Origin of the sequence: Pseudoduganella lurida (assembly GCF_007830455.1) — a bacterium.
Lineage (GTDB): Bacteria > Pseudomonadota > Gammaproteobacteria > Burkholderiales > Burkholderiaceae_D > Rugamonas > Rugamonas lurida.
Map to the genome: position 1 here is coordinate 394,616 of NZ_VLLB01000002.1, position 23,656 is coordinate 418,271.

The following is a 23,656-nucleotide window of genomic DNA, read 5'->3' on the forward strand; positions in this document are numbered from 1 at the left end:
CTTCATCATGGACCCATCATCACGACGGCCTGGTTCATTACATTGCCGCCGCGCGGGCCGCTCAGGCGGGCCGTGATCACGTAGTGCAGCTGCGGGGAGCCCTGGTAGGCGGGCGCATCGGAAGACAGGCTGTCGCCGACACGGGTACGGGCCTGCACGCCCTGGCGTGCCGCCGTCTGCGTGCAGCTGTTGGCAGCGTCGTTGTACGGTCCGGCGAAGCGGCACATGCGGTGGATCACGTACTCGACCTCGTCGCGACGGTCGGCGTCCCACACTTTCAGGGAACCCTGCCAGAACGCGGGATTCGACACGCCCTGCCCGGCTCCCGGATTGGTGGTGGCGACATAGCCGGCGGCGGGAATATCGTTCTGCAGCACGGCCTTGTCGGGCAGTGAACTGAGCCAGTCGTAGGCTGCGTGGATGCCCAGGTCGGCCGCCTTCGACAGCTGGTCGTCATACGCCAGGTTCGAGGTCGTCAGCGCGGCCGAATTGGTCGAGCGCAGCAGGTAGATACTGCTGATCATCATCACCACCAGCATGATCAGCATCAGCGGCAGGGCCAGGCCGCTCTGGCGCCGGGACGTCCGCACAGGCCGGCGCATCATGGCCGCCACCCGGCGTTGCGGATCGGGACGATGGTGTCGAACACGCGGTAGCGATAGCAGGTCCAGCTGGCCGTATCGTTCGTTACCGCCAGCGGCACGTCGACGGCCGCCGCCGCGACGCCGGCCGGCACGGCCGTGCCGAACACCGTGACCGGCGCGGTGGTGGCCGTGCACGTGGTGGCGCCCGGCGCTGGACGCTCCGCCACGGCGCTGCGTGCGATCACGGCGATGCGCAGCGCGGCGATACGCTGCCAGTCGCCCGCATCGCCGATGCTGCCATCGCCATCCGCATCGATCATCAGGCTGCTCCAGCGGCCCACCTGCAGGCCGGCCTTCGGCTGGAACGCGTTGCCGGCGCGCGTATCGAAACCATACTGCGCCTTCAGTGCCACGACGTTGCCCACCACGGGCTGCGCCTGCGCGCTGGCGCCGGCCAGGTCGGTGGCGCGCAGCTGCAGCATGCCGTTGCGGACGGACCAGGTGTGGAACGACAGCTTGGCCGCCGGGCCCAGGTTGAACACGCGGGCCATGCCGCCGATGTACGTGGCGTTCAGGTTGCCCGTGTTGAAGCGGTAGGCGGGCGCAGACGCGATCTGCAGGATGCTGGCGGCGGGCGCGGCCGAGATCTGCGCGACGACGCAGCCGCTGCCGGCAGGTTCCGGGGCGACCACGATCGCGTCTCCTTGCTGGAAGCCGAACGGCGCGACGGCATCGACCTCGATCGTCGCGCCGCCATCGTAGTTCTTGTTGAGCCGCGCCGAGCCCACGCCGGCCAGACCGGTGCCGGCATAGAACGTGACGGTATCGGACTGGGCACCGCTGGCGATGACGGCCGGCGCGAGCGGTGTGATCGCCACGCCATCGCGGGTGGCGCCCGCCAGCACGTAGCCCTGGCGGTCAGTGAAGGCAGTGTTGCAGCCGTTGACCAGATCGTCGTTCAGTCCCCATCCCGCCTGCGCCGCGTCGTTCTGCATCGAGAACAGCGCCAGCATGCCGTTTTGCATGGCATCCGAGCCGCCGACCGAGGACGATTTGCTTTGCTCGCCATCGATCATCAGCTTGGTGGCGAACATCACGGCCAGCAGGCCGATGACGACGCTGACTAGCAGTTCGACGAGGGAGAAGCCGCGCGGCCGGACAGCGAGGGTGCTCATCGGATGTACGCCGTCACGAGGTGCGAGCTGTCCGCATCGCCCTGCTTGCGCTGCCAGTGGATCTCGATGGCCACGCGGGTGCGCTGCGCCTCGGGCACCACCGTCACGCTGTAGCGCGCACCGGGCATCGCGGCCGTTGTCTCGGCCGCCCACGGCGCCAGGGCCGCAGGTGCGCGCGCATCCAGCGCAACCTGGTAGCCGGCGAGGTTGACGGCGTCGTTGCTCATGATGCCGATCAGCCGGTCGGCGGCAATGGTCGCCTCCGCACGCATGGCCGAATCGGACAGCGCGGCGTACGAGCGCGCCTGCAGCCCGATCGTGCCCAGCAGGCCGAGTGCCAGGATGACGACGGCGATCAGCGCCTCGAGCAGCGCGATGCCGCGCTGGCTGGAGCGGCGGAGCGGCCGGCGCTTCATAGCGGACAGGCCCGCGAATCGGGCGCCTGGGCGGCCGGGTCGCACTTGGAGGCCATGCCGGCCAGCGTGACGGACAGCGCGGCGGCGCGCACGTCGCCGGCGAGCGCCGTGGCAGGATCGAGCCGCAGCCGGGTCAGGCGCGCGCGGATGCTCGTATCGACCCAGCCCAGTTCCGTGAAGTAGATGGCGTTGGCCGCTTCCGGCGCCACCGAAGGAATCAGCACGTTCGACGGCGGCAGCGCGGACGCGGAACGGAACACCGACTTGAAACCGGTGAGGCCTTCCGGATCACCACTGGCCACGGCGGTGGCGGTCGACCAGTTGCCGGTATCGTCGGTACATGGCACGGCCAGCGCGGGGAAGCACAGGTCGACCTGCCAGTCGTACTGGCCGTTCGCATTCGGCGTGAGCACGAAGCGGCTGCGCGCATTGTGCGCCACCGCCTGGCGCCGCGCCATCGTCAGCCCGTCCAGGTAGAACTCGGAGGCCGCCTTGGCCTTGTTGGCGATGATCCAGTGCGTAAGATTCGGAATCCCCACGGCCAGCACGATGCCGAGGATGGCGATACCCACCACCACCTCGATCAGCGTGTAGCCGCGGTTCAGCTGGAGCATGCGCCACCCTTCTTGTCGACCCAGCAGGAGGTGTTCGTGCCCCAGCTCGGCGTAGCGGTGGTGGCCCGGGTGCCGCTCTGGTTGATGGTGTAGGTGAAGCCCGTCATCTTGGCGCGGCCGTTGGCCGTCACGGTGAACGTCGATGCGGTGGCGTTACTGAGGGTGTACGTAAAATTGTCGGTTGCGGCAGGGAACGCCAGCGAGGTGTTGAAATTGGCATAGGTGCGCCCGTTCGGCCAGTACTGTTCGGCCGCCGCCTGCGCGGCGCCCAGCGCGGAGAATGCCTCGGCGGTGCGGGCGCGCGTCACGTAATTGTTATAGGACGGTACCGCCACGGACGTCAGCAGGCCCACGATCGCGATCGTGACCAGCACTTCGATCAGCGTAAAGCCTTGCTGGAGACGTTTCATGTTCAGCTTTCGGTAATGATTGACGTACGGCAATTTTACATCTTCGCGCCGTTTTTGCCCCTCGGAAACGTCCCAGACAGGGTAGTGATCTGCACTTTGTTGCGGCAGGCCGACGGTCGCTCGAATATATCCGAAACGGCGTTGCGGAGGCACGACAGCCGGATTCATGCCTCGTCGCTATCGGTCATGGCCGGGTTGGCAACGCTGGCTGACGAGGGGGATGAGGTTATCTGGAGCTGATAATCGCGCGGCGGCCGCGCACGCATGGGCGAACTGGCAGGAACTGCGGTTGAAGCAGTGCCCCGTGTGCTCGTTCGCGCCATCGGTCGCCAGCTGGCCGGCGGACGCTTCGCGGCGGACGGCGGCCTTGAACGCAAGTACCTGCGGCAACAGGCTGCCGGGGAAATCCTTCACCTGGTTCGAGATTGGCAGATTGTTTTCAATGCACCATTCGACAGCGATCACCATGAACTGGCGATCGTCGGCACTGTCGCTGTCATGCAGTGGATGGTCTTCCAGCGTGAACCAGCTGCCGGCCGGCAGGCTGCGCAGCCGGACACCGCCGCAAAGCGCTTCATGCTCGATTCCCATTCCTCGCCCCTGAGGCGACTGCCGGTCGCCCTGCTCCTGCGTGGCATAGGTGTAGGCGCCCGTGTATTCATTCACCTCCAGCTGCGCGGGCAGATCGCCATGCGTGGCCGTCACCAGCGTATTGGTGGCCTTGGCGACATTGGGCGCCTTGTAGTCGTCGGTACTGGCGCTGAACTTGCTGGCGGCGATCGTGCGGCCGGCGCCCCAGTGAACGATCTTGTGCAGTTCGTCTTCCGTGCCCGCACGGTGGAACAGCACCCGCTCCCCGGGCACGGAAGCCAGCTGGTCGGCCGTATCGGCGATCACCAGCAGGTGGCCGGAGCCGTCGGGCTTCTGTTCGTGGTACCCGTACCAGCCTTCCTCCTCCATCAGGCGGTGGACGAAGTGCCAGTCCGTTTCGTACTGCGTGCAGTAGGAGCGGGGCAGCGCCGGCGTGCGCACGTCGAAACGGAAATGGCCTTCCGCCTGCGGATGGCCATTGAAGACCTCGGTGAGAATATCGTCGGCCGCCTTGTCCTGCCAGATCCGCACATCGCGGCGGTATTTCAGGAAATGCAGCCACGGCGCGAAGGACAGCTGGCAGTGGGCGAACTGGCCGTCGCTGCCGAGACGCTGCGCCCGGTACACATAGCCATGCACCGGCAGGTACGTCTGGTCGGCCTGCTGCACCCACAGCGTAACCGGCTGGGCGATGCGCTTTTTCAGTTCGAGCGTATCGCTGCGCGCGAGGCAGTCGACGGTGTATTCATAGCTGCGGCCCAGGCGGTCATGGGCGATCACGCGCTGCGGCAGCAGCAGGTCGTCACCCAGCGTAGTGGTCAGCTGGAGCAGCCGGTTGTTCTGCGTCACGGACGCGATGCTGTCGTATATCAGCGGCGTGAGATCCGCCATGGAACGCTTCCTGGTCTTGTCTGGAGAACGGCCCGTCCCACTGCGCGGCGCCCATCCGCTATTTCATTAATAGCAATAATGCCGATCGAAAACGTTACTCTTTGTCGCGCAAATTATGCTTTCAAGCAGTAAGTTACGCCACGGGGCCGGGCACGAGCATTTCAACCCTTGTAGGAATCAGCCGCCTTGCAGCAAGAAAACTACGGAATGCACTATGTAGCGCTTTAATGTTCGGTGCGTTACCGATGGACGGTGAAAACGGAACAGGTCTTGCCAGGCCTTGCAATTCCGACATTCTCAGCGCCATGGAATGCACCGTTTTGCAATCGTGCGCCCGACCCGCAGTCGCTATGCTAGCGATAAGAGCGCTATCGTAGGACTGGGCCGACAGCTTGCGATCTTGACAGCCTACACCCCGGCGGAAACCCGTCTTATGTTCGCAACGCACATAGGAACTTAAAGTACTACCAACACGAACGGCACTGTTCCCGGACGCACACAGCACCGAAACAGACGACCGGGTCGCTGTCCATGTACTTAAGCTTGTGAGGATAAGATGAACAACACTCAATTCGGCGTAGCAGCAAAATCCACGATGCCCCTCGGTATGGTTCCCCGCGAAGGGCGTCCTGTGATCACGTACAGCGGCACACAGCAGAACGAACTGCTGGCCGCCCTGCCCCGTCAGGTACTGGAATCGCTGTTCGAACATCTGGAGCTCGTGCAACTGCCTTTCGGCAAGGAGCTGTTCGAATTCGGTAACAAGCTTGAGAACGTGTACTTCCCCACCACCGCCATCGTGTCGCTGCTGTACGTGATGGAAGATGGCGCCACCACGGAAATCGCCGTCGTTGGCCATGAAGGCGTCGTTGGCGTGTCGATGTTCCCGGGCGAGCGTGCCATGTGCACCGCCGTCGTCCAGAGCGCCGGCTACGGCTACCGCCTGAAGGCCCAGGCGCTGCGCGACGCGTTCAACCTGGGCGGCCCGCTGCCGCAGCTGCTGATGCGCTACAACACGGCGCTGTTTGCCCAGATGGCGCAGAACGCCGTCGGCGGACGCCACAGCTCGATCGAACAGAAGCTGTGCCGCTGGCTGCTGGACCGCCTGGACCGCTCACCAAGCAACGAGCTGAAAGTAACGCAGGAAATGATTTCGATCATGCTGGGCGTGCGCCGCGAAAGCATCACGGCCGCCGCCGGCAAGTTGCAGGACGACGGCCTGATCACCTACCGCCGCGGCAACATCACGGTGCTTGATCGAGCGGGTCTGGAACGCTATGCGGGCGAGTGCTACAAGGTGGCGAAGACGGAATACGATCGTCTGCTCGTTGACGTAGCGGGCTGCTGAGCCCTGCGGGCGACGCATCGGGGGCTGCGGCCCCCGCCGCCGCATCGCCCGCCAATGGAATCTTCACTTCGATGCAGGTGCCCTTGTCGGCCCTGCCCCGCCTGAGCGTCAACGTGCCACCCAGCAGCAGCGCGCGTTCACGCATCCCCAGGATCCCGTGCGACATCGGCTTGGCCAGCGTTTCGGCCGCGATGCCGATACCGTCGTCGATGATCCGCAGTACCAGCCCTTCCGCCGTGCGCTTCAGTGACACCGACACGCAGGTCGCCTGCGCGTATTTGCGGATATTGGTCAGCGATTCCTGCACGATGCGGAACAGCGCGATGGACAGGCTGTTGTCCCCCTCCCGCGCAATCGCATCCACCTCCGGACCGATTTCGGTTTCGCACGGCAGCTTCGTCATGCGCGCAAAATCTTCCGTGTAGCTGTCGATGGCGGCGCACAAGCCCAGGTTGTCCAGCAGGCTGGGGCGCAGGTTCTCGATGATGCGGCGCTTCAGTTCCACCGTATCGACCAGGGTGCCGCGGGCGCGGCGCAGCTGCGCGGCCAGTTCCGGATGCGTCTCCTTCAGCTGTCCCATCACGGCACCGAGGTCCATGCTGATCGAAGTAAGGTTGGCGCCCATCTCGTCGTGCAGTTCGCGCGACAGGCGCGCCTTCTCCTCCTCGCTGATGCTGATCAGGTGGCGCGACAGCACCGATAACTGCTCGGTACGCTGGGCCACCATGTCTTCCAGGTTTTCGTTCGACTGCTGCAGCGCATGCTCGACGGCCGTGCGGCGGAAGAAACTGTGCCGCACCAGCTGGTAGAACATCACCAGTACCACGATGGCCACCGCGTTGATGCCCATGCCAAGCACCAGCGCGCGATGATATTCCTCGTAGAAGCGCGCACTGCGTGCCTCCAATGTCTCGTTCTGCTCCTGGATCATGATGACGGTCTGCAGCCGGATCTCGTCCATGCCGGTGCGCTCGTCGCTGTAGCGGGAAATGTTGACGATCTCGTCCAGCCCGCCGTGGCGGTACACGTCGATGGCCTGGTTGAGCAGCGTGAGCTTGCGGCGCACCAGCGTGTGCAGCTGGGCCAGGTTCTTCAGCTGGGCCGGATTATCGGCCAGCAGTTTCTGCAGCAGCGTGAATTCGGTTTCGGTTTCGGCCAGCGCCGCGCGGGTCGGGCCCAGATAGACTTCGTCGCCGGAGATGAAATAGCCGCGCACGCTCGACTCCGCATCCTGGACCAGGACGCCGAGGTACTGCAGCCGTTCGGCCACGCGCGAGCTCTGCAGCACCTGCGCGTTGGCGCTCTTGAGCGACTGCAGGTTGTGGAACAGGCTCAGACCGTTGACGATGAGGATCAGCGCGCACGTAATGCACAGCACGGTCTTGTAGAAGGGCAGCCGGTGGTTCACTGCCTTGGCGGAAAAATACATCCTGAAACATCCTTCGCTGACGCGGTAGGCGGGCAGGACATTATAAGGCGGCACGCGAATTAATGCTTCGAAGAAACGTTGCGTAAAGGCTTTAATGCGCGTAGCTACAACGAAAGCATGACGGCACGACATCAAGTTTTCGGAACGACAGGAAGCTTGGCGAATCGGCAAGTCCCTGTAAAACCAGTCCCCAAAAACAAACCGCCAGCGATATCCGCCGCGCCACTGGGACGCTGCGGGCCATCGCTGGCGGTTGCAGAACCGGGCGCTGCTGTCAGTCCAGCAGGTTGTTCTTCATCGCATAGTAGGTCAGGTCACTATTCGACTGCAAGCCCATCTTTTCCATGATGCGGGTGCGGTAGGTGCTGACTGTCTTGATGCTCAGCGACAGCGCGGTGCCGATATCGGACACCGTCGCGCCGCGCGCCAGACGCAGGAAGACCTGGAACTCGCGGTCCGACAGTTCCGTGTGCAGCGCCGTGTTCGGGTCGCGGTCGAAGCTCTGGGCCAGCAGTTCGCCCACCTGCGAGCTGACATAGCGGCGCCCCTGGAACACGGTGCGCACTGCGGTGATCAGTTCGTCCGCCTCGCATTCCTTGTTCAGATAGCCGTTTGCGCCCATCTTGAACAGGTTCAGCGCGTATTGCTGCGCCGGATAGCCGGACAGGATCAGCACGGGCAGATCCGGCTGGCCCTGGCGAATCGTGCGCAGCGTATCGATACCGCTCTGATCGGGCATGGCGATATCGAGCAGCAGGACGTCGCAAATCTCGCGGCGGGCGATATCGAGCGCTTCGCGGCCGGTACTGCCTTCGGCCACCACGTTGAATTCATCCGACTGCGAAAAAATCTGCTTGAAGCCTGCCCTAACTATCTGATGATCGTCACAAATGGCAATGCGTATCATTGTTTCCCTCTTATGTCTTTCCCTCATGCATCCCTAACGCGGGAAAGTAGCCCAAGAGCGCTCGCCGAGCGCATCTCCACTAACAGCCTTGTAACGTTGATATTGTAACACCAATCATTTAACGTTCCGGGCCATTGTCGCGCTGACAGCGGCAGCCCTTGCGCCGCAAAAATACTTCGCGCCGGAATGCATCCTGCCGCCCCGGCGTACGCCATGGCCGCGTACCGCCCGGCGCGCGTAACTGCTCAACTCTTCAGCAATCCGAGGATCGACAGCAGCTCGCCACGGATCATCTCGCGATCGAGTGGCGGCGGCGCCGGCGGCATCTCGCCATCATACTCCGCGTGCCCGCCCTGCGCGGCAAGGCCCCGGCTGTCCAGCTTGTTGCGGGCGCCGCTGATCGTGAATCCCTGCTCGTACAGCAGCTCGCGGATGCGGCGGATCAGCAGCACTTCATGGTGTTGGTAATAGCGGCGGTTACCGCGCCGCTTGACGGGCTTGAGCTGCGTGAATTCCTGCTCCCAATAGCGCAGCACATGCGGCTTCACGCCGCACAGCTCGCTCACTTCGCCGATCGTGAAGTAACGCTTGGCGGGAATCGAAGGCAGGCTCACCAGCTCGGTCTTGCTGAGACGATCGTTCATCACGATCCTTTATCAGGCCGCACGTGCCAGCGCGGCACTTTCTTCCACCATCGCCTTCAGCTTCTGGCTGGCGTGGAAGGTGACGACGCGGCGCGCCGTGATGGGGATTTCCTCGCCCGTCTTCGGGTTGCGGCCAGGCCGCTGCGGCTTGTCGCGCAGCTGGAAATTGCCGAAGCCGGACAGCTTCACGGCCTCGCCGCGCTCGAGCGCGTTGCGGATCTCGTCGAAGAACGTTTCGACCATGTCCTTGGCTTCCCGCTTGTTCAGACCCACCTGCTCGAACAGGAGTTCCGCCAGCTCGGCCTTGGTCAGCGTCGGCAGGTCCTTTTCGGCTTCCTGGCGTACCTTGGCAACCTGCATGGCGCTGTGCAACTCGGCATCCAGCGCAGATTGCATTACCGCGGTGTCGTTGTTGTTAATTTTGCTGCCCTGCCTTTACAAAGTACATGAGTCCGGCAAGGCGGACTCGCTATCCGCCCCATCGGAACGGATGACTATTTTGAGGGAATGCGGCGGCACACGGAAGCGTTAATACTTCGTTACCACCATCGCTTAAGCCCCACCTAAGTGGCCACGGCACGCCAGCAGACCCTGTAACACGCAGCGGCTGCCGGCACGGGTGCCGCGCACCGCGCGGTGCACCACAGTCTACACCGGGCACCGCCCGCCGCCCACGCACCAGCCTGCTGATTCTGCGCACCGCCCCGCGCCGGCGTCGAACCGGGCGGACGGCATTCACGCGCTTATTTGCGCACGCGGGCGCCCGTTTTTTCCGTTGCCGCGGCGGCCAGCGTGGTCATCAGGGCATCCACGACATCGTCCTGCAGGGTCGTTTGAGTATCTTGCAAGCTAAAGCGGAAAGCAAGCGATTTTTCGTCCGCCTCCAGGCCCTTGCCGCGATATTCATCAAACAAAACAATGGCTTGCACGATATGCCCATGCGCCGCGGATGCCACTGCCGAGCTGAACGCATCAAGCAGATCCTGGGCGGCGACGGCCTGCGGCACGATCAGCGCCAGGTCCCGCGTCGTGCCCGGGAACTTCGAGATCTCGGCATAGACAGGTACCGCGCGTTGCTGCAGCGCGACGGCATCCACCTCGAACAGCACCGGTGCTTTCGGCAGGTCGTACTTCTGCAGCCAGCGCGGGTGCAGCTCGCCCAGGAAGCCGATGGTCTTGCCGTCGAGTTCGACCGACGCCGTGCGGCCCGGATGCAGCGCCGGGTGCTCCAGCTTCGCAAAGCGCAACGTGGCCGGCGCGAACAGCGCTTCCAGGTCCGCCTTGACGTCGAAGAAATCGACATCGCGGGTGCCCTGGCCCCACTGCTCGTCCGCCTGCGGGCCATAGGCAATCGCGCCCACGCGCTGCGGCTGGTCGTAGCCGGCCACCGTCAGCGGGCCATCCTGGACCGACGCATCGCGCTTGTACACGGCGCCCACTTCGAACGCCCGCACACGCGTCGCCTTGCGGTTGACGTTGTAGCGCACATTGGCCACCAGGCTGCCGATCAGCGACGAACGCAGCACGGAGAGCTGGCTGGCGATCGGATTCTGCAGCTTGATCGGCTCGGCATTGCCATTGAAGTCCGCTTCCCACTGGGCTTCGACGAAGCTCATGTTGACGACTTCCTGGTAGCCCACGTCCGCCAGCAGGTGGCGCACGGCGAAGATCGAGCGGATGTTTTCCGGCTCGATGCGCATCGTGTTTTCGGCCACCGGCGGCTTGGCCGGGATGTTCTCGAAGCCGTACACGCGCGCCACTTCCTCGATCAGGTCTTCCTCGATCTCGATGTCGAAGCGGTAGCTCGGCGCCGTCACGCTGAACACGCCGTCGGCCACCGTGAACGGCAGCGCCAGGCGGGTGAAGATGTCGCCGATGACCTCGTCCGTCAGCGGCACGCCGATCACCTTCCGGGCGCGCGCGGTGCGCAGCTGCACGGGCTTGCGCTGCGGCAGGTTGACGATCTGGTCGTCGACCTGGCCCACTTTCGTGTCCGCCGTGCCGCAGATCTCGACGATCAGCGCCGTGATGCGTTCGATGTGCTCGACGACGGTCGCGTAATCCACGCCGCGCTCGAAGCGGTGCGCCGCATCGGTCGAGAAATTGTATTTGCGGGCACGGCCCTGGATGGCATCCGGCCACCAGAACGCCGCTTCCAGGTAGATGTTGGTCGTGTCCAGCGACACGGCGGTGGCATCGCCGCCCATGATGCCGGCGAGGGACTCCAGCGCCTTGTCGTCGGCGATCACGCCCACCCACTCGTCGACGGCCACCGTGTTGCCGTTCAGGAGTTTCAGCGTTTCACCGGCCTTGCCCCAGCGGACGTCGAGGCCGCCGTGGATCTTGTCGAGGTCGAACACGTGCGACGGACGGCCCAGCTCCAGCATCACGTAGTTCGAGATGTCGACCAGCGCCGACAGCGACCGCTGGCCGCTGCGCTCGAGGCGCTGCTTCATCCAGTCCGGCGTGGCAGCTTTGGCATCCAGGTTGCGGATGACGCGGCCGGCAAAGCGCCCGCACAGGTTCGGCGCGCTGATTTTTACGGGCAGCTTCTCATCCAGCGTGACGGCGACCGGGGCGCTGTGCGGCGCGCTCAACGGCGTGCCCGTCAGCGCCGACACTTCGCGCGCGACACCCAGCACCGACAGGCAGTCCGCCTTGTTCGGCGTGAGCTTGATCGTGAACTTCAGGTCGTTCAGCGCATAGTAGTCGCGGAAGTCCTGGCCCACCGGCGCATCGTCCGGCAGTTCCAGCAGGCCCCCGTGGTCTTCCGACAGTTTCAGCTCACGCGCGGAGCACAGCATGCCCTGCGATTCGACACCGCGCAGCTTGCCCACCTTGATCAGGAACGGCTTGCCGTCCGGACCCGGTGGCAGCTCGGCACCTGCTTTCGCGCACGGCACGCGCAGGCCGACGCGCACATTCGGCGCGCCGCAGACGATGTTCAGCAGCGTGCCGGTGCCCACGTCCACCTGGCAGACGTTCAGGCGGTCCGCATCCGGATGCTTCTGCACTTCGCGCACCAGCCCGACCACGACATTCGTGAACGGCGGCGCGACGGGTTCGGTTTCTTCCACTTCCAGGCCGGACATGGTCAGCAGGTGGGACAGCTCGTCCGAAGTCATCTTCGGATCGACCATCGTACGGAGCCAGCTTTCGGAGAATTGCATAATCGGTCTTCTTCTTCGTTATTCGCTTAAAGGTCGCGCTTGGTGGCGTCGCTTAGTGGCGTCGCTTAGTTGAACTGCTTCAGGAAGCGCAGGTCGCCTTCGTAGAACAGGCGCAGGTCGTTCACGCCATAGCGCAGCATCGTCAGGCGCTCGAGGCCGGAGCCGAACGCGAAGCCGATGTAGCGTTCCGGGTCCAGCCCGAAATTGCGCACGACGGAAGGATGCACCTGGCCCGAGCCGGACACCTCCAGCCAGCGGCCCTTCAGCGGGCCCGAGCCGAACGCGATGTCGATCTCGGCGGAAGGTTCCGTAAACGGGAAATAGGACGGACGGAAGCGCACTTCCAGGTCATCCGTCTCGAAGAAGGCCTTCACGAAGTTCAGGTACACGCCCTTCAGGTCGGCGAAGCTGATGTCCTCGGCGATCCACAGGCCCTCGACCTGGTGGAACATCGGCGAGTGCGTGGCATCGCTGTCGACGCGGTAGGTGCGGCCCGGCGCGATCACCTTGATCGGCGGCTGGTGGCTGCGTGCGTAGCGCACCTGCATCGGGCTGGTGTGGGTGCGCAGCAGCAGCGGCTTGCCGGTGCTGTCGTTGCCTTCGATGTAGAACGTGTCCTGCATCGAGCGGGCCGGATGGTTTTCCGGGCTGTTCAGCGCCGTGAAATTGGTCCAGTCCGTTTCGATTTCGGGGCCGGCGGCCACGTCGAAACCGATCGAGCGGAAGATCGCCTCGACGCGCTCCCAGGTGCGCATCACGGGATGGATGCCGCCGGGCGCGCGGCCGCGGCCCGGCAACGTGACATCGATCGCTTCGGCGTTCAGGCGTTCCTGCAGCTGCGCATCGGCCAGGGCATCACGGCGCGCGGTCAGCGCGGCTTCGATCTGGCCCTTGGCGGCGTTGATCAGGGCGCCCTGCGCCTTCTTTTCCTCGGGCGCGAGCTTGCCGAGGCCCTTCATCAGGTCGGTAATCTGGCCCGTCTTGCCCAGGTATTTGGCCTTGGCGTTTTCCAGGGCGGCGGCATCCGCGGCGGCGAGAAAGTCAGCCTGCGCAACGGAGACGATGTGTTCGAGGGAATTCATCCGACTGGTTTTCCTATGCTGGAAATGTAAAACGGGGCATCGGTCGTTATCCCGTGCCCCGCTCTTCGTGCCGCAATACCGCGGCACGCAACATCGATCGCTGTCAGTGCTTAGGCAGCGATTTTTGCTTTCACGGCGTTGACAATCGCGGCAAACGCCGGCTTGTCAGCCACAGCCATATCGGCCAGGACTTTACGGTCCAGTTCGATAGCGGCTTTCTTCAGGCCGTTCATGAAGACGCTGTAGGTCAGGCCGTGTTCGCGCGAAGCCGCGTTGATACGGGTGATCCACAGTGCGCGGAAGACGCGCTTCTTGTTACGACGATCGCGGTAGGCATACTGGCCAGCGCGCATGACTGCTTGCTTGGCAACGCGGTAAACCTTGCTGCGACGACCGCGGTAACCCTTGGCCTGGTTGAGTACTTTCTTATGACGGGCACGCGCGGTAACCCCACGTTTTACTCGAGGCATAGTAGCTCCTTAATGAGTGTGAGATTAAGCGGACGGCATCATGCGCAGGACGCTGGTGACGTCGGACGCATTGATGTTACGGGTGCCACGCAGCTGACGCTTGTTTTTGGTGGTTTTCTTGGTCAGGATGTGACGCTTGAACGCCATACCCGATTTGACGGTACCACCCGGACGCACGCGAAAACGCTTCTTCGCGGAGCTTTTGGTCTTCATTTTTGGCATAACACATCTGTCCTCGCGGACAGCTCCAAATAACAGGATCGCAGGTGGCAACAACACGTTGCGCTTGGGTGCCTGCTTTCACTTGTTGATGCAGCGGCTGCTGGGCCACTACATGTTGCGGATTTATCCGCAAATTCTTCTCGACGGTCCGGGCTTTAAAAAACACCGGGGGTCGGCACCCATGCGGGGACAGACCCCTGCGGATCCGCAGCCGGCAATTATAACCGGTTTTTTGGTGCCGCGAATAAATTCCGCGGCGAAGTCAGCAGCTTTACGCCGCCGTTTTCTTCTTTTTAGGCGCAATGACCATGATCATTTGCCGGCCTTCCATCTTCGGAAACTGCTCGACCTGGCCGTGCTCGTCCAGATCGGCTTTCAGACGCTCGAGCATGCGCATGCCGATGTCCTGGTGGGCCATTTCGCGGCCGCGGAAACGCAACGTGATTTTCGTCTTGTCGCCGTCTTCCAGGAAGCGGATCAGATTGCGCAGCTTGATGTTGTAGTCGCCATCGTCAGTACCGGGACGGAATTTGACTTCCTTCACGGCGATGACTTTCTGCTTCAATTTGGCGTCGTGCGCCTTCTTCTGTTCCGAATACTTGAACTTGCCGTAATCCATCAGACGGCACACTGGCGGCTGCGCCGTCGGCGCGATTTCCACCAGGTCGACGTTCGCCTCTTCCGCCAGGCGGAAGGCTTCGGCCAGGCTCACGATGCCCAGCGGCTCATTGTTCACACCGGACAGGCGCATTTCCGGTGCGGTGATTTCGCCATTGATGCGATGCGACTTGTCAGTAGCTATTGTAGTTTCCTTTAAGAAATTTAATGTGGTGGCTGGTTGAGGAGCTCCCCACCGGGGAGCAACCGTCAGGCCTTGTTGGCGACATCCTGCTGGAGTCGCTCTACCAGGGCATCGACCGACATTACGCCGAGATCGATATTGCCCCGTGCGCGCACAGCCACGGTATTGGCATCCCGCTCCTTGTCCCCGATCACGACGATGTAGGGCAGTTTTTGGACGGAATGTTCGCGTATTTTATACGTGATCTTCTCGTTGCGCAAATCAGCCGTGACGCGGTAGCCAAGCTTGCGCAGTTTCGCGGCCAGTTCGGCCGCGTATTCGGCCTGGCCATCCGAGATGTTCAGGATCGCCACCTGCAGCGGCGCCAGCCACATCGGCAGCGCGCCGGCGTAGTTCTCGATCAGGATGCCGATGAAGCGCTCCATCGACCCGACGATCGCGCGGTGCAGCATCACCGGCGTCTTCTTCGTGTTGTCTTCCGCGACATACTGGGCACCCAGGCGCTCCGGCATGAAGAAGTCGACCTGCATCGTGCCGACCTGCCATGGGCGACCCAGCGAATCCTTCAGGTGGTACTCGATCTTCGGACCGTAGAAGGCGCCCTCGCCCGGCAGCTCCGTCCACGTCACGCCGCAGGCGCGCAGGCCCTGGCGCAGCGCTTCCTCGGCGTCGTTCCACACTTCATCGGTACCGATGCGGTTGTCCGGGCGCAGCGCCAGCTTGACGTCGATGTTGGTGAAGTCGAAGTCGGCATACACCTCCATCGCCTGCTGGTGGAAGGCCACCACTTCCGGCTCGATCTGCTCGCCGGTGCAGAAGATGTGGCCGTCATCCTGCGTGAAGCCGCGCACGCGCATGATGCCGTGCAGCGCGCCGGACGGTTCGTTGCGGTGGCACTGGCCGAACTCGCCGTAGCGCAGCGGCAGGTCGCGGTACGAGCGCAGGTCCGAATTGAAGATCTGCACGTGGCCCGGGCAGTTCATCGGCTTCAGCGCGTACTGGCGGTTTTCCGATTCCGTGACGAACATGTTCTCGCGGTAATTGTCCCAGTGACCCGTCTTGCCCCACAGGCTCGCGTCCAGGATCTGCGGCGCCTTCACTTCCTGGTAGCCGTTGTCCTGGTACTTCTTGCGCATGTACTGCTCGACCTGCTGCCAGATCGTCCAGCCCTTCGGATGCCAGAACACCAGGCCGGGCGCCTCGTCCTGGAAGTGGAAGAAGTCCAGCTGCTTGCCGAGTTTGCGGTGGTCCCGCTTTTCCGCCTCTTCCAGCATGTGCAGGTACTGTTCCTGGTCTTCCTTCTTCGTCCAGGCCGTGCCGTAGACTCGCTGCAGCATCTCGTTCTTCGAGTCGCCGCGCCAGTAGGCACCGGCCAGCTTCATCAGCTTGAACACCTTCAGCTTGCCGCTCGACGGCACGTGCGGGCCGCGGCACAGGTCGGTGAAGCTGCCTTCCGAGTACAGCGACACGTCTTCGCCGGCCGGGATCGACGCAATGATCTCGGCCTTGTAGTGCTCGCCGATCGACTTGAAGTACTCCACGGCCTCGTCGCGCGGCAGCACCTTGCGGGTGACACGCTCGTCCTTCTTGGCCAGTTCCGTCATCTTCTTCTCGATGGCGACCAGGTCGTCCGGCGTGAACGGCCGCTTGTACGAGAAGTCATAGTAAAAGCCGTTTTCGATGACGGGGCCGATGGTCACCTGGGCATCCGGGAACAGTTCCTTGACGGCGTGCGCCAGCAGGTGGGCCGTCGAATGGCGGATGATGTCGAGCCCTTCGGGATCCTTGTCCGTGACGATCGCCACGTCGGCATCCTGCTCGATCAGGAACGAGGTATCGACGACCTTGCCGTCGACCTTGCCGGCCAGTGCCACCTTGGCCAGGCTCGTGCTGATGTTGGAGGCCACCTGGGCCACGGTGACGGGCGCGTCGAACTGGCGCACGGAACCATCGGGAAGTCGGACTGAAACCATCATGATCTCCAATCGGCACGCAGGCCGTAAAAACAACTGAAACCGGATTAAAAAGCTGAATGAAAAATGGACGAAAAAAAACGCGGGCTAGCCGCGTTGTCTTTCAATTTGAAAAGCCATAGAAAGCCGGTCGACTAGCGTCACTCACAAACCTTGGCGGTCGTAGTTCGCGGTGTCATAACCGGAATGCCTTTCTCGCTCTTACATTGACGATCTTCGTGAGGCGAAGATCAGTTATCACTACGTATTCTGGTGGGCGGTGAGGAATTCGAATCCCCGACCCCTTGGATGTCGACCAAGTATTCTAACCAGCTGAACTAACCGCCCGATGGGTACTGCGCATTACCTTTTACTGCCTGCTCGAATCTTCCGGAAGAAACCGCGCCATATTCTACAGCACGATTTCCCGCTTCGCATTCTGGTGGGCGGTGAGGAATTCGAATCCCCGACCCCTTGGATGTCGACCAAGTATTCTAACCAGCTGAACTAACCGCCCAATGCCGAGCATTATAGTGAGGCAACGGGCATATGACAAGGGCCGATTGAAATCGTGTTACGGCCGGGTCCGCAAGGCACGTCCGGGCGCCATGCTATATTGGCTGCCCGCGGCCGCAACCGTGCCGCCGTGCCACCGAACCTGTCATGAACGCACCCAGCCATCTGCACGCCCACCTGAAGGGCGACGCCCAGTTCCGCCACCAGCGCGCCGACCGCAGCCTCGCCATCCTGGCCTGGGCCGTCGGCCTGACCCTGCTGTTCGCCGGCGTCGAAGTCGCTGCCGGCTTCTGGTCCAACTCGCTCGCACTGATCTCCGATGCGGGCCACATGGTGACCGATGCCGCGTCCCTCGCGCTCGCGCTGTTCGCCCAGCTGATCGCCAAGCGGCCGCCCTCTTCCCGCTACTCGTTCGGCTTCGGCCGGGCCGAGGCCCTGGCCGCCTTCGTCAACGGCCTGGTGATGCTCGCCGTCGTCGGCTGGATCGTCTTCGAGGCCGTGCACCGCTTTGCCGCGCCGCAGACCGTGCAGGGCGGCACCGTGGCCGTCGTCGCGCTGATCGGACTGGTCGTCAATATCCTGGTGGCGTGGATCCTGTCGAAGGACCGCGACAGCATGAACACCCGCGCCGCCCTCGTGCACGTGCTGGGCGACATGCTGGGCTCCGTCGCCGCGCTGGCCGCCGGCGTCGTCATCTACTTCACGGGCTGGATGCAGATCGACCCGCTGCTGTCGATGTTCGTGTCCCTGCTGCTGCTCAAAGCCACCTTCGGCATCCTGCGCGAGTCGGGCCACCACCTGATGGAAGGCGTGCCGGGCCACATCAACTACGAGCAGGTCGGCAGCGACCTGGAAGGCGTGGACGGGGTCGCCTCCGTGCACGACCTGCATGTGTGGGACATGTCGCCCGGCGAACCGGCGCTGATCGGCCACGTCGAGGTGCACGAACTGGCGCGCTGGCCGGCCACGCTGAAGGCGATCCGCGCGATGCTGCTGGACCGGCACGGCATCGACCACGTGACCCTGCAGGCGGAGGTGGCCGGCCGCCAGGGCCGTCCCGAATGACACGCTTCACGTGCCGGCGGCCGAAAGTGCGGCGCTGAAGTCGGGCCGCACGCGCGCCAGCCGGTCGCGCTGCGGCTGGTCCATGCCGGCACCGAACGCCTGCTTGACGATGTGGCGGCCCAGGCGCCGGTAGCTCTCGAACTGGTCCTCCCCATAGAACTGGTCGCCCGTGCTCTCCTGGGGAAACGCGCGGTGCGTGGCCTGGTATTGCCACAGCGAGGCATCGCGCACCGCTTCCGTCAGCGACGCTTTCAGGTACACCAGCACCCCCGGCACGCCGTCGCCATAATCGATGCTGCCGATCGCGCAGTGGGCCCGGCTCAATCCCGTGGCCGGATCGAGCCGCAGCGGCGCCACGTCGATCTCGATGCGCACATTGAAATCCACCTTGCATAGCCGGATGAGGGTACCGAGACCGCCGAAGTCCATGCGCGTGTCGCATTCGGCGTCGCTCACGACGATCAGCCGGCACTTGCGCCGCACCAGCTCGTAGGCCGCCAGGTTCTCGAAGTGACCGCCATCGGAAATCATCAGGTAATTGGCCCGCTCGTCCGCACTGCCGAACAGTTCCTTCACCAGGTAGCGCAGGCTGAACCACGGCGACGGGTACGTGTTGTCCTGCCGCGGGTTGGCGAACCAGCGGCCCAGCCGGGCATTGAACATCGTCATCATGAAGGCCACCGAGGGCGACGTATGAAAGCCGTGGTTCGGGCTGGCCGCCGCGCCGGACACGGCGATCGCCTCGCCCAGCGAGATGCCGGGCACGTCGCCACCCCCGCCGGCGTAGTAGTCGTGCGGCCGGTAGCCGATCTTCTCGGCATTCGCCTTTGGATAGCTGCTGCCCACCGTGTACGGCGTGATGGTGAAGGAGGCGCCGTGGCGCGTGTGCAGCGACAGGTCCTTCGAGCCGCCCAGGTTGACCGTGCAGTTGATGAGGTGCAGCGGCGCGAGGTCATGTTGTTCCCCACCCGCCTCGGCCTGCCCGCCAAGCGAACCCACGGGCAAATCGTCGTCATCGTCGAACTGAGTAAACCGCTGCGGCGTGCGGATGGTACGCGATGCGCCGAGATAGCAGCGCGCCAGCCGGCTGCGGTAGAACGCGTGCAGGCTGAATTCGTTGATGTCGACACGCCACGCGAGCAGCACGCCGGCCAGCACGACGCCCGCCAGCGCCAGGCCCAGCAGCCCCGGCGGCACATGGTGGACCTGGTCCCAGTACTGCTCGACATAGGCGCTCCAGCAGCCGCCCACATTGCACAGCGGTGACAGTGCCGGTGCGGGCAGCGCCACATGCCACAGCGCCAGGTTGAGCACCGTGGCCGTGGCCACCAGCAGGCCCAGGATGAACAGCACGGGCGCCACCCGCGCCAGCACCTCCAGCCCCAGCTGCTGCCAGCCCCGCTCGCTGGAGCGGATCTTGTTGTCGCCACTGGTGGCGCCGGAATTGGCCGCGAACAGGCCGGCAACCGTGGTGGCGATCCAGCCGGCCGCCGGCGCCATCCCCGCCCAGCCATCGAACTGCAGCAGCCAGGGCAGCAGCAGCGGGCCGTACAGCGAAGCGAGCGTGATCAGGTTCCAGCCCAGCGCATAGATCCACAGCCAGGCGGCCAGCCGGCTCCACCATTCGCGCATGCCTTCCAGGGAAGCGCGCCCCAGCAGGCCGAGCAGCAGCGTGACGGCCATCGCGAACGCCGACAGCAGCAATGACGGGCCCCAGATGAACGCGTGCCAGACGCCGGCACGGCTGCGGCCATCCGCACCGAACCACTGCATCAGCACCACGATGCCGGCAAACATGGCGTGCAGCGCGACGATGCAGGTACCGGCCGACAGCACGATCAGGAACAGGTTGAAGACGGGCCGCGGCACCGACCAGAGCCGGGTGCGCGTGGTCCAGTCGCGCAGGGAGCAGCAGGCCAGCAGGCACAGGGCCGCGAAGGCCAGCGACAGCTGGAACGGCCACGCCGGCAGGCCCTGCTGGAACATGGCGCCGAAGGTGCGCGGCGGCGTCCCCTTCGCGATGTACCACAGCACGGCGGACAGTTCCACGCTGGTGGCCAGCAGCGGCAGCACGATCAGCCACTGCACATGGCCCTGGCCGGAATCGGGCCAGGTGCGCCCCACCCTGTTGAAACGCCACTGGGCCGCGGCGGGCAGCAGTGCCGCCATGCCGCCCAGCAGCAGGGCCGCGAACGGCAGCGCCACCCATTGCGGCTTCGGGGCACCGAACGGGTGAAAGTCAAAGCGGACCGCCAGCCAGGCGGCCAGCGCCAGCGCCGCCACTGCCCCGGCGCTCCAGGCGGGCCACGGGCGGATGCCGTGCGGTGCGTTCTGCCGCGCGCCGGGCCGCTGGTGCAGCTGGTTGGCGACGATGCCGAGGATGGCCGCCATGAACAGCACCACCACCAGCCAGCGCGCCCAGCCCGCCGCCGGCCAGCTCTCGAACCAGCTCACGGCCAGCCGCGGCAGCAGCAGCGCGGCCAGCACGTAGGCGATGATCGTCATCTGCACCAGCGCCGCGTTGCGGGCCCAGACGGTGAACATCGTCCACGTGTCCGCGCTGAACAGGCCGACCCGGGGCGACAGGTAGTTCGAGAAGCGGCTCAGGTGGGCGATCGATGCGTCCCAGCGGGCGGCATTGTCCGACCCGTCGTTCAGCCAGCCGGCGCCGTGGCGGTGCACATGCGCCGTGAGCCAGGCCATGATGTACCCGCCGCCGGAAACCGAGGACGCGTAGTCGAAGCGCGGCAGGATGCGCAGGTCGCGCAGCCCTTCCAGCACGCCGAGGCCGAACGTGGCGCTGCGGATGCCGCCGCCGGACAGCGCCAGGCCGGCCGCCGGCAGGTCGGGGTCGACGTTATCGTGGCGGCGGCGCGCTTCGAGATGGGTGCGCTCCAGCGCCAGCACATCGGCTTCGTGCAGGGGCGGAATGCTGCCGCGCGGCGCTGGCTCGGGCAGCAGGGATTGCGGCCTGTCCTGCAGCGGCAGTTCATGAAGGGATTCCGGCACGGCGCTCATGCGATGCTCCCTGGGATGGGGACCGCCCAAGATTACCGGAGCGCGTTGCCGAAATTATCTTACTTTGTAATCTGTGGCGTCACGGCGACGGCCGTGACGCACCGATCATGCGCGCCGCGCCTCCAGCACGCCGGACACTTCGGAGATCGCCGCCAGCGCCTTGTGCAGCTGGGCCGTGGCGCCGATCTCCGCCGTGAACGTCATGCGCGCCTGGCCCTTGGCGCTTTGCGTGTTCACGCCGATGACATTGATCTTCTCGCGCGAAAACACTTCCGAGATATCGCGCAGCAGGCCCTGGCGGTCGCCGGCCAGCACGAACAGGTCGACCGGGTACACCGTCTCGCTGCACCCGCCACCCCACTCCGTGACGATCACACGCTCCGGCGCCTTCAGCCGCATTTCGGCGAAGTTCTTGCACGACAGCCTGTGGATCGACACGCCCTTGCCGCGCGTAACAAAACCCACGATCGGATCGGGCGGCGCCGGCTTGCAGCACTTGGCCAGCTGCGTCATCAGCCCGTCCGTGCCCAGCACCAGCACGCCGGACTTGGCGCCCTGCTCGGTCGACGAGGCGCGGCTCTTGTTGAGCACCACTTCATCCGTCGGCGGCGGCGCTTCGGCATTGTCGTGCAGCGCGTGCTCCACGTGGCGCAGGCTGAATTCATCCTTGCCCACCGCCAGGAACAGGTCGTCCACCTTCGCGAAGCCCAGCTTCTGCGCCAGCGCTTCCAGGTTGACGGCCGTCTTGCCTTCGCGCTGCAGCGATTTCTCCACCAGCGCGCGGCCATGCGACAGCGTCTCCTGCATGTCGATCGCATGGAACCAGGCACGCACCTTGGCGCGCGTGCGGTTGCTGGCCGCGTAGCCGGGGCTCAGCCAGTCGCGCGACGGTCCCGCCGTGCCGGGCGCGCCCTTGGCCGTGATGATCTCGCAGGTCTGCCCGCTTTTCAGCTGCGTGTTGAGCGGCACCATGATGCCGTCCACCCGCGCGCCGCGGCAGCGGTGCCCCACGTCGCTGTGCAGGTGGTAGGCGAAGTCGATCGGCGTGGCGCCCACCGGCAGCTCCAGCACGCGGGCCTGCGGCGTGAGGACGAAGATGCGGTCGTCCAGCGTGGCTTCCTTGAGCTTCTCCACCCACTCGCGCTGCAGGTCTTCCTGGCCGACGACGGCATCGGCCACCTCGGATTTCCAGGCCAGCAGCTGGCGCAGCCAGGCGATCTTCTCGTCGTACTTCTGGCCCTGGAAACTGGAGTTGCCCTCTTCCTTGTAGCGCCAGTGCGCCGCCACGCCGTATTCGGCGAAGCTGTGCATCTCCTGCGTGCGGATCTGCACCTCCAGCGGCCGGCCGTCGTCCGCCGTCACCACCGTGTGCAGCGACTGGTAGCCGTTCGGTTTCGGGCGGGAGATGTAGTCGTCGAATTCCTTCGGGATGGGCGTCCAGATATTGTGGACCAGGCCCAGCACCGTGTAGCAGGTCTTCACGTCGGCCACGATCACGCGGAAGGCGCGCACGTCGTACAGCTCGGTGAAGTCGAGGTCCTTGCCGCGCATCTTGTTCCAGATGCTGTAGATGTGCTTCGGCCGCCCGAACACCTCGGCGGCGATGCCGGCGTTGGCCAGCTCCGACTGCAGCCGTTCGATCGACTGCGTGACGAAGCTCTCGCGCATCATGCGCTTCTCTTCGAGCATCTTGGCGATGCGCTTGTAGTTCTCCGGCTCGATGAAGCGGAACGACAGGTCTTCCAGCTCCCACTTCACCTGCCAGATGCCCAGCCGGTTGGCCAGCGGCGCATACAGGTCCAGCGTTTCGCGGCCATACGCGCGGGTCATCTCGTTGAAGATCTTCTGGTCGGCGAACCAGCGCAGCGTGCTGCAGGCCGAGGCCAGGCGCACCAGCACCACGCGCATGTCGCTGGCCATCGCCAGCAGCATCTTGCGCAGCGTTTCCATCTGCGCCACCGCCTGCTGGGCGGCGTTCTTGCCGCGCGTGGCGGCCGGGCTGCCCTGGGTGAGCTCGCGCAGCCGGATCAGCTGGTGCACGCCGGTGACGAGGTCCGCCACGTCCTTGCCGAACTTCGGTTCGATCGCGATGCCCTGGGCCGGATCGAGCAGGCACAGCTCGAACAGCAGGCCGGCGATGCGCGTCTCGGCATCGGTGCTGAGCAGCGCCAGCGTGCCGGACACGCCGACGGCGAACTCCAGCGCCGGCTGGCCACTGGTGCACGTCCTGCCGGCATACGCGGCGCAGGCGAAATCATAGGCCGCCATGACGCGCGCGCCATCCTGCGGCGACAGGCCCTGCACCAGCTGTTCGGACGTTGCGCTGTTCAGCGCCGCGATGGAAACCATA

General features: G+C 64.5%; 20 protein-coding genes and 2 tRNA genes. 2 read left to right on the plus strand and 20 right to left on the minus strand.

All coding sequences use genetic code 11. The features are described from left to right. Positions 1-5 precede the first annotated feature (5 nt). The 6 genes from IP91_RS08350 to IP91_RS08375 all read right to left on the minus strand — a co-directional run bounded on the left by IP91_RS08350 (position 6) and on the right by IP91_RS08375 (position 4,681). Positions 6-605, minus strand: a complete 600-nt coding sequence (locus tag IP91_RS08350) for a pilus assembly PilX family protein (RefSeq protein ID WP_229474139.1) — start codon at positions 603-605, stop codon at positions 6-8. Beyond that, positions 602-1,759: a PilW family protein gene (locus IP91_RS08355; protein WP_145648489.1), complete on the minus strand. Its 1,158-nt coding sequence runs from the start codon at positions 1,757-1,759 to the stop codon at positions 602-604. Before IP91_RS08355 ends, IP91_RS08350 begins: the two co-directional genes overlap by 4 nt. Further along, a complete protein-coding gene (locus tag IP91_RS08360; protein ID WP_145648490.1) occupies positions 1,756-2,175 on the minus strand; it encodes a type IV pilus modification PilV family protein in 420 nt (139 codons plus the stop codon). The genes IP91_RS08355 and IP91_RS08360 overlap by 4 nt, the downstream gene beginning before the upstream one ends. Then, positions 2,172-2,789, minus strand: coding sequence for a pilus assembly FimT family protein (locus tag IP91_RS08365; protein ID WP_145648491.1), 618 nt, complete (start codon positions 2,787-2,789; stop codon positions 2,172-2,174). The genes IP91_RS08360 and IP91_RS08365 overlap by 4 nt, the downstream gene beginning before the upstream one ends. Beyond that, positions 2,777-3,199 carry a type IV pilin protein gene (locus IP91_RS08370; protein WP_145648492.1) on the minus strand — a complete coding sequence of 141 codons (423 nt, stop codon included), beginning with the start codon at positions 3,197-3,199 and terminating at the stop codon, positions 2,777-2,779. Before IP91_RS08370 ends, IP91_RS08365 begins: the two co-directional genes overlap by 13 nt. A 177-nt stretch (positions 3,200-3,376) precedes the next feature. Further along, a complete protein-coding gene (locus IP91_RS08375; protein WP_145648493.1) occupies positions 3,377-4,681 on the minus strand; it encodes a type VI secretion system Vgr family protein in 1,305 nt (434 codons plus the stop codon). A gap of 556 nt (positions 4,682-5,237) precedes the next feature. Between IP91_RS08375 and IP91_RS08380 the strand changes: the two genes are divergently transcribed. Beyond that, the gene (locus IP91_RS08380) at positions 5,238-6,029 is read left to right on the plus strand and encodes a Crp/Fnr family transcriptional regulator (protein WP_371860603.1); all 792 of its coding nucleotides are present in this window, start codon (positions 5,238-5,240) and stop codon (positions 6,027-6,029) included. On the opposite strand, the gene IP91_RS08385 is transcribed toward IP91_RS08380, so the two are convergent. The 12 genes from IP91_RS08385 to IP91_RS08440 form a co-directional block, all read right to left on the minus strand. Then, the gene (locus tag IP91_RS08385) at positions 5,926-7,458 is read right to left on the minus strand and encodes a CHASE3 domain-containing protein (RefSeq protein WP_145648494.1); all 1,533 of its coding nucleotides are present in this window, start codon (positions 7,456-7,458) and stop codon (positions 5,926-5,928) included. The two genes, IP91_RS08380 and IP91_RS08385, sit on opposite strands and share 104 nt — an antisense overlap. A 274-nt stretch (positions 7,459-7,732) precedes the next feature. Next, positions 7,733-8,365, minus strand: coding sequence for a response regulator (locus IP91_RS08390; RefSeq protein WP_145648495.1), 633 nt, complete (start codon positions 8,363-8,365; stop codon positions 7,733-7,735). Between the two features lie 245 nt (positions 8,366-8,610). Beyond that, entirely contained in the window at positions 8,611-9,009 is a 399-nt protein-coding gene (locus IP91_RS08395; RefSeq protein ID WP_145648496.1) for a MerR family transcriptional regulator, read from the minus strand. A gap of 12 nt (positions 9,010-9,021) precedes the next feature. Then, a complete protein-coding gene (locus IP91_RS08400) occupies positions 9,022-9,369 on the minus strand; it encodes an integration host factor subunit alpha (protein WP_145648715.1) in 348 nt (115 codons plus the stop codon). A 383-nt stretch (positions 9,370-9,752) separates the two neighbouring features. Next, positions 9,753-12,179 (minus strand): phenylalanine--tRNA ligase subunit beta, encoded by a 2,427-nt coding sequence (pheT, locus tag IP91_RS08405; protein ID WP_145648497.1) that lies wholly within the window; start codon positions 12,177-12,179, stop codon positions 9,753-9,755. A gap of 65 nt (positions 12,180-12,244) precedes the next feature. Then, positions 12,245-13,261, minus strand: a complete 1,017-nt coding sequence (pheS, locus tag IP91_RS08410; protein WP_145648498.1) for a phenylalanine--tRNA ligase subunit alpha — start codon at positions 13,259-13,261, stop codon at positions 12,245-12,247. Positions 13,262-13,371: 110 nt separating this feature from the next. Further along, a complete protein-coding gene (gene rplT / locus IP91_RS08415; RefSeq protein WP_145648499.1) occupies positions 13,372-13,731 on the minus strand; it encodes a 50S ribosomal protein L20 in 360 nt (119 codons plus the stop codon). 24 nt (positions 13,732-13,755) lie between these two features. Next, positions 13,756-13,953, minus strand: a complete 198-nt coding sequence (rpmI, locus tag IP91_RS08420) for a 50S ribosomal protein L35 (protein WP_057262756.1) — start codon at positions 13,951-13,953, stop codon at positions 13,756-13,758. A 271-nt stretch (positions 13,954-14,224) separates the two neighbouring features. Continuing rightward, on the minus strand, positions 14,225-14,755 hold the full coding sequence (gene infC / locus IP91_RS08425; protein WP_145648500.1) for a translation initiation factor IF-3: 531 nt from the start codon (positions 14,753-14,755) through the stop codon (positions 14,225-14,227). Positions 14,756-14,820: 65 nt separating this feature from the next. After that, a complete protein-coding gene (gene thrS / locus IP91_RS08430) occupies positions 14,821-16,728 on the minus strand; it encodes a threonine--tRNA ligase (protein ID WP_145648716.1) in 1,908 nt (635 codons plus the stop codon). 250 nt (positions 16,729-16,978) lie between these two features. Beyond that, a tRNA-Val gene (locus tag IP91_RS08435) sits at positions 16,979-17,055 on the minus strand. A 92-nt stretch (positions 17,056-17,147) separates the two neighbouring features. Continuing rightward, positions 17,148-17,224 (minus strand) — tRNA-Val (locus IP91_RS08440). Between the two features lie 146 nt (positions 17,225-17,370). On the opposite strand from IP91_RS08440, the gene IP91_RS08445 reads away from it, so the two are divergent. Beyond that, positions 17,371-18,288, plus strand: coding sequence for a cation diffusion facilitator family transporter (locus IP91_RS08445; protein ID WP_145648501.1), 918 nt, complete (start codon positions 17,371-17,373; stop codon positions 18,286-18,288). Positions 18,289-18,294: 6 nt separating this feature from the next. On the opposite strand, the gene IP91_RS26000 is transcribed toward IP91_RS08445, so the two are convergent. Next, complete coding sequence (locus IP91_RS26000) at positions 18,295-21,306, minus strand: patatin-like phospholipase family protein (protein WP_158643115.1); 3,012 nt, start codon at positions 21,304-21,306, stop codon at positions 18,295-18,297. A 105-nt stretch (positions 21,307-21,411) separates the two neighbouring features. Beyond that, positions 21,412-23,655, minus strand: coding sequence for a RelA/SpoT family protein (locus IP91_RS08455; RefSeq protein WP_145648502.1), 2,244 nt, complete (start codon positions 23,653-23,655; stop codon positions 21,412-21,414). Between the last annotated feature and the right edge of the window lies 1 nt (position 23,656).

What these genes read in the sequence shown, in the direction of transcription:
- pheT (WP_145648497.1), bottom strand. Translation starts at nt 12,179, where the DNA reads ATGCAATTCTCCGAAAGCTGGCTCCGTACGATGGTCGATCCGAAGATG.
- IP91_RS08385 (WP_145648494.1), bottom strand. Translation starts at nt 7,458, where the DNA reads ATGTATTTTTCCGCCAAGGCAGTGAACCACCGGCTGCCCTTCTACAAG.
- thrS (WP_145648716.1), bottom strand. Translation starts at nt 16,728, where the DNA reads ATGGTTTCAGTCCGACTTCCCGATGGTTCCGTGCGCCAGTTCGACGCG.
- IP91_RS08400 (WP_145648715.1), bottom strand. Translation starts at nt 9,369, where the DNA reads ATGCAGGTTGCCAAGGTACGCCAGGAAGCCGAAAAGGACCTGCCGACG.
- IP91_RS08380 (WP_371860603.1), top strand. Translation starts at nt 5,238, where the DNA reads ATGAACAACACTCAATTCGGCGTAGCAGCAAAATCCACGATGCCCCTC.
- pheS (WP_145648498.1), bottom strand. Translation starts at nt 13,261, where the DNA reads ATGAATTCCCTCGAACACATCGTCTCCGTTGCGCAGGCTGACTTTCTC.
- IP91_RS08375 (WP_145648493.1), bottom strand. Translation starts at nt 4,681, where the DNA reads ATGGCGGATCTCACGCCGCTGATATACGACAGCATCGCGTCCGTGACG.
- rpmI (WP_057262756.1), bottom strand. Translation starts at nt 13,953, where the DNA reads ATGCCAAAAATGAAGACCAAAAGCTCCGCGAAGAAGCGTTTTCGCGTG.
- IP91_RS08355 (WP_145648489.1), bottom strand. Translation starts at nt 1,759, where the DNA reads ATGAGCACCCTCGCTGTCCGGCCGCGCGGCTTCTCCCTCGTCGAACTG.
- IP91_RS08360 (WP_145648490.1), bottom strand. Translation starts at nt 2,175, where the DNA reads ATGAAGCGCCGGCCGCTCCGCCGCTCCAGCCAGCGCGGCATCGCGCTG.
- IP91_RS08455 (WP_145648502.1), bottom strand. Translation starts at nt 23,655, where the DNA reads ATGGTTTCCATCGCGGCGCTGAACAGCGCAACGTCCGAACAGCTGGTG.
- IP91_RS08365 (WP_145648491.1), bottom strand. Translation starts at nt 2,789, where the DNA reads ATGCTCCAGCTGAACCGCGGCTACACGCTGATCGAGGTGGTGGTGGGT.
- IP91_RS26000 (WP_158643115.1), bottom strand. Translation starts at nt 21,306, where the DNA reads ATGAGCGCCGTGCCGGAATCCCTTCATGAACTGCCGCTGCAGGACAGG.
- IP91_RS08390 (WP_145648495.1), bottom strand. Translation starts at nt 8,365, where the DNA reads ATGATACGCATTGCCATTTGTGACGATCATCAGATAGTTAGGGCAGGC.
- IP91_RS08445 (WP_145648501.1), top strand. Translation starts at nt 17,371, where the DNA reads ATGAACGCACCCAGCCATCTGCACGCCCACCTGAAGGGCGACGCCCAG.
- IP91_RS08395 (WP_145648496.1), bottom strand. Translation starts at nt 9,009, where the DNA reads ATGAACGATCGTCTCAGCAAGACCGAGCTGGTGAGCCTGCCTTCGATT.
- rplT (WP_145648499.1), bottom strand. Translation starts at nt 13,731, where the DNA reads ATGCCTCGAGTAAAACGTGGGGTTACCGCGCGTGCCCGTCATAAGAAA.
- IP91_RS08370 (WP_145648492.1), bottom strand. Translation starts at nt 3,199, where the DNA reads ATGAAACGTCTCCAGCAAGGCTTTACGCTGATCGAAGTGCTGGTCACG.
- IP91_RS08350 (WP_229474139.1), bottom strand. Translation starts at nt 605, where the DNA reads ATGATGCGCCGGCCTGTGCGGACGTCCCGGCGCCAGAGCGGCCTGGCC.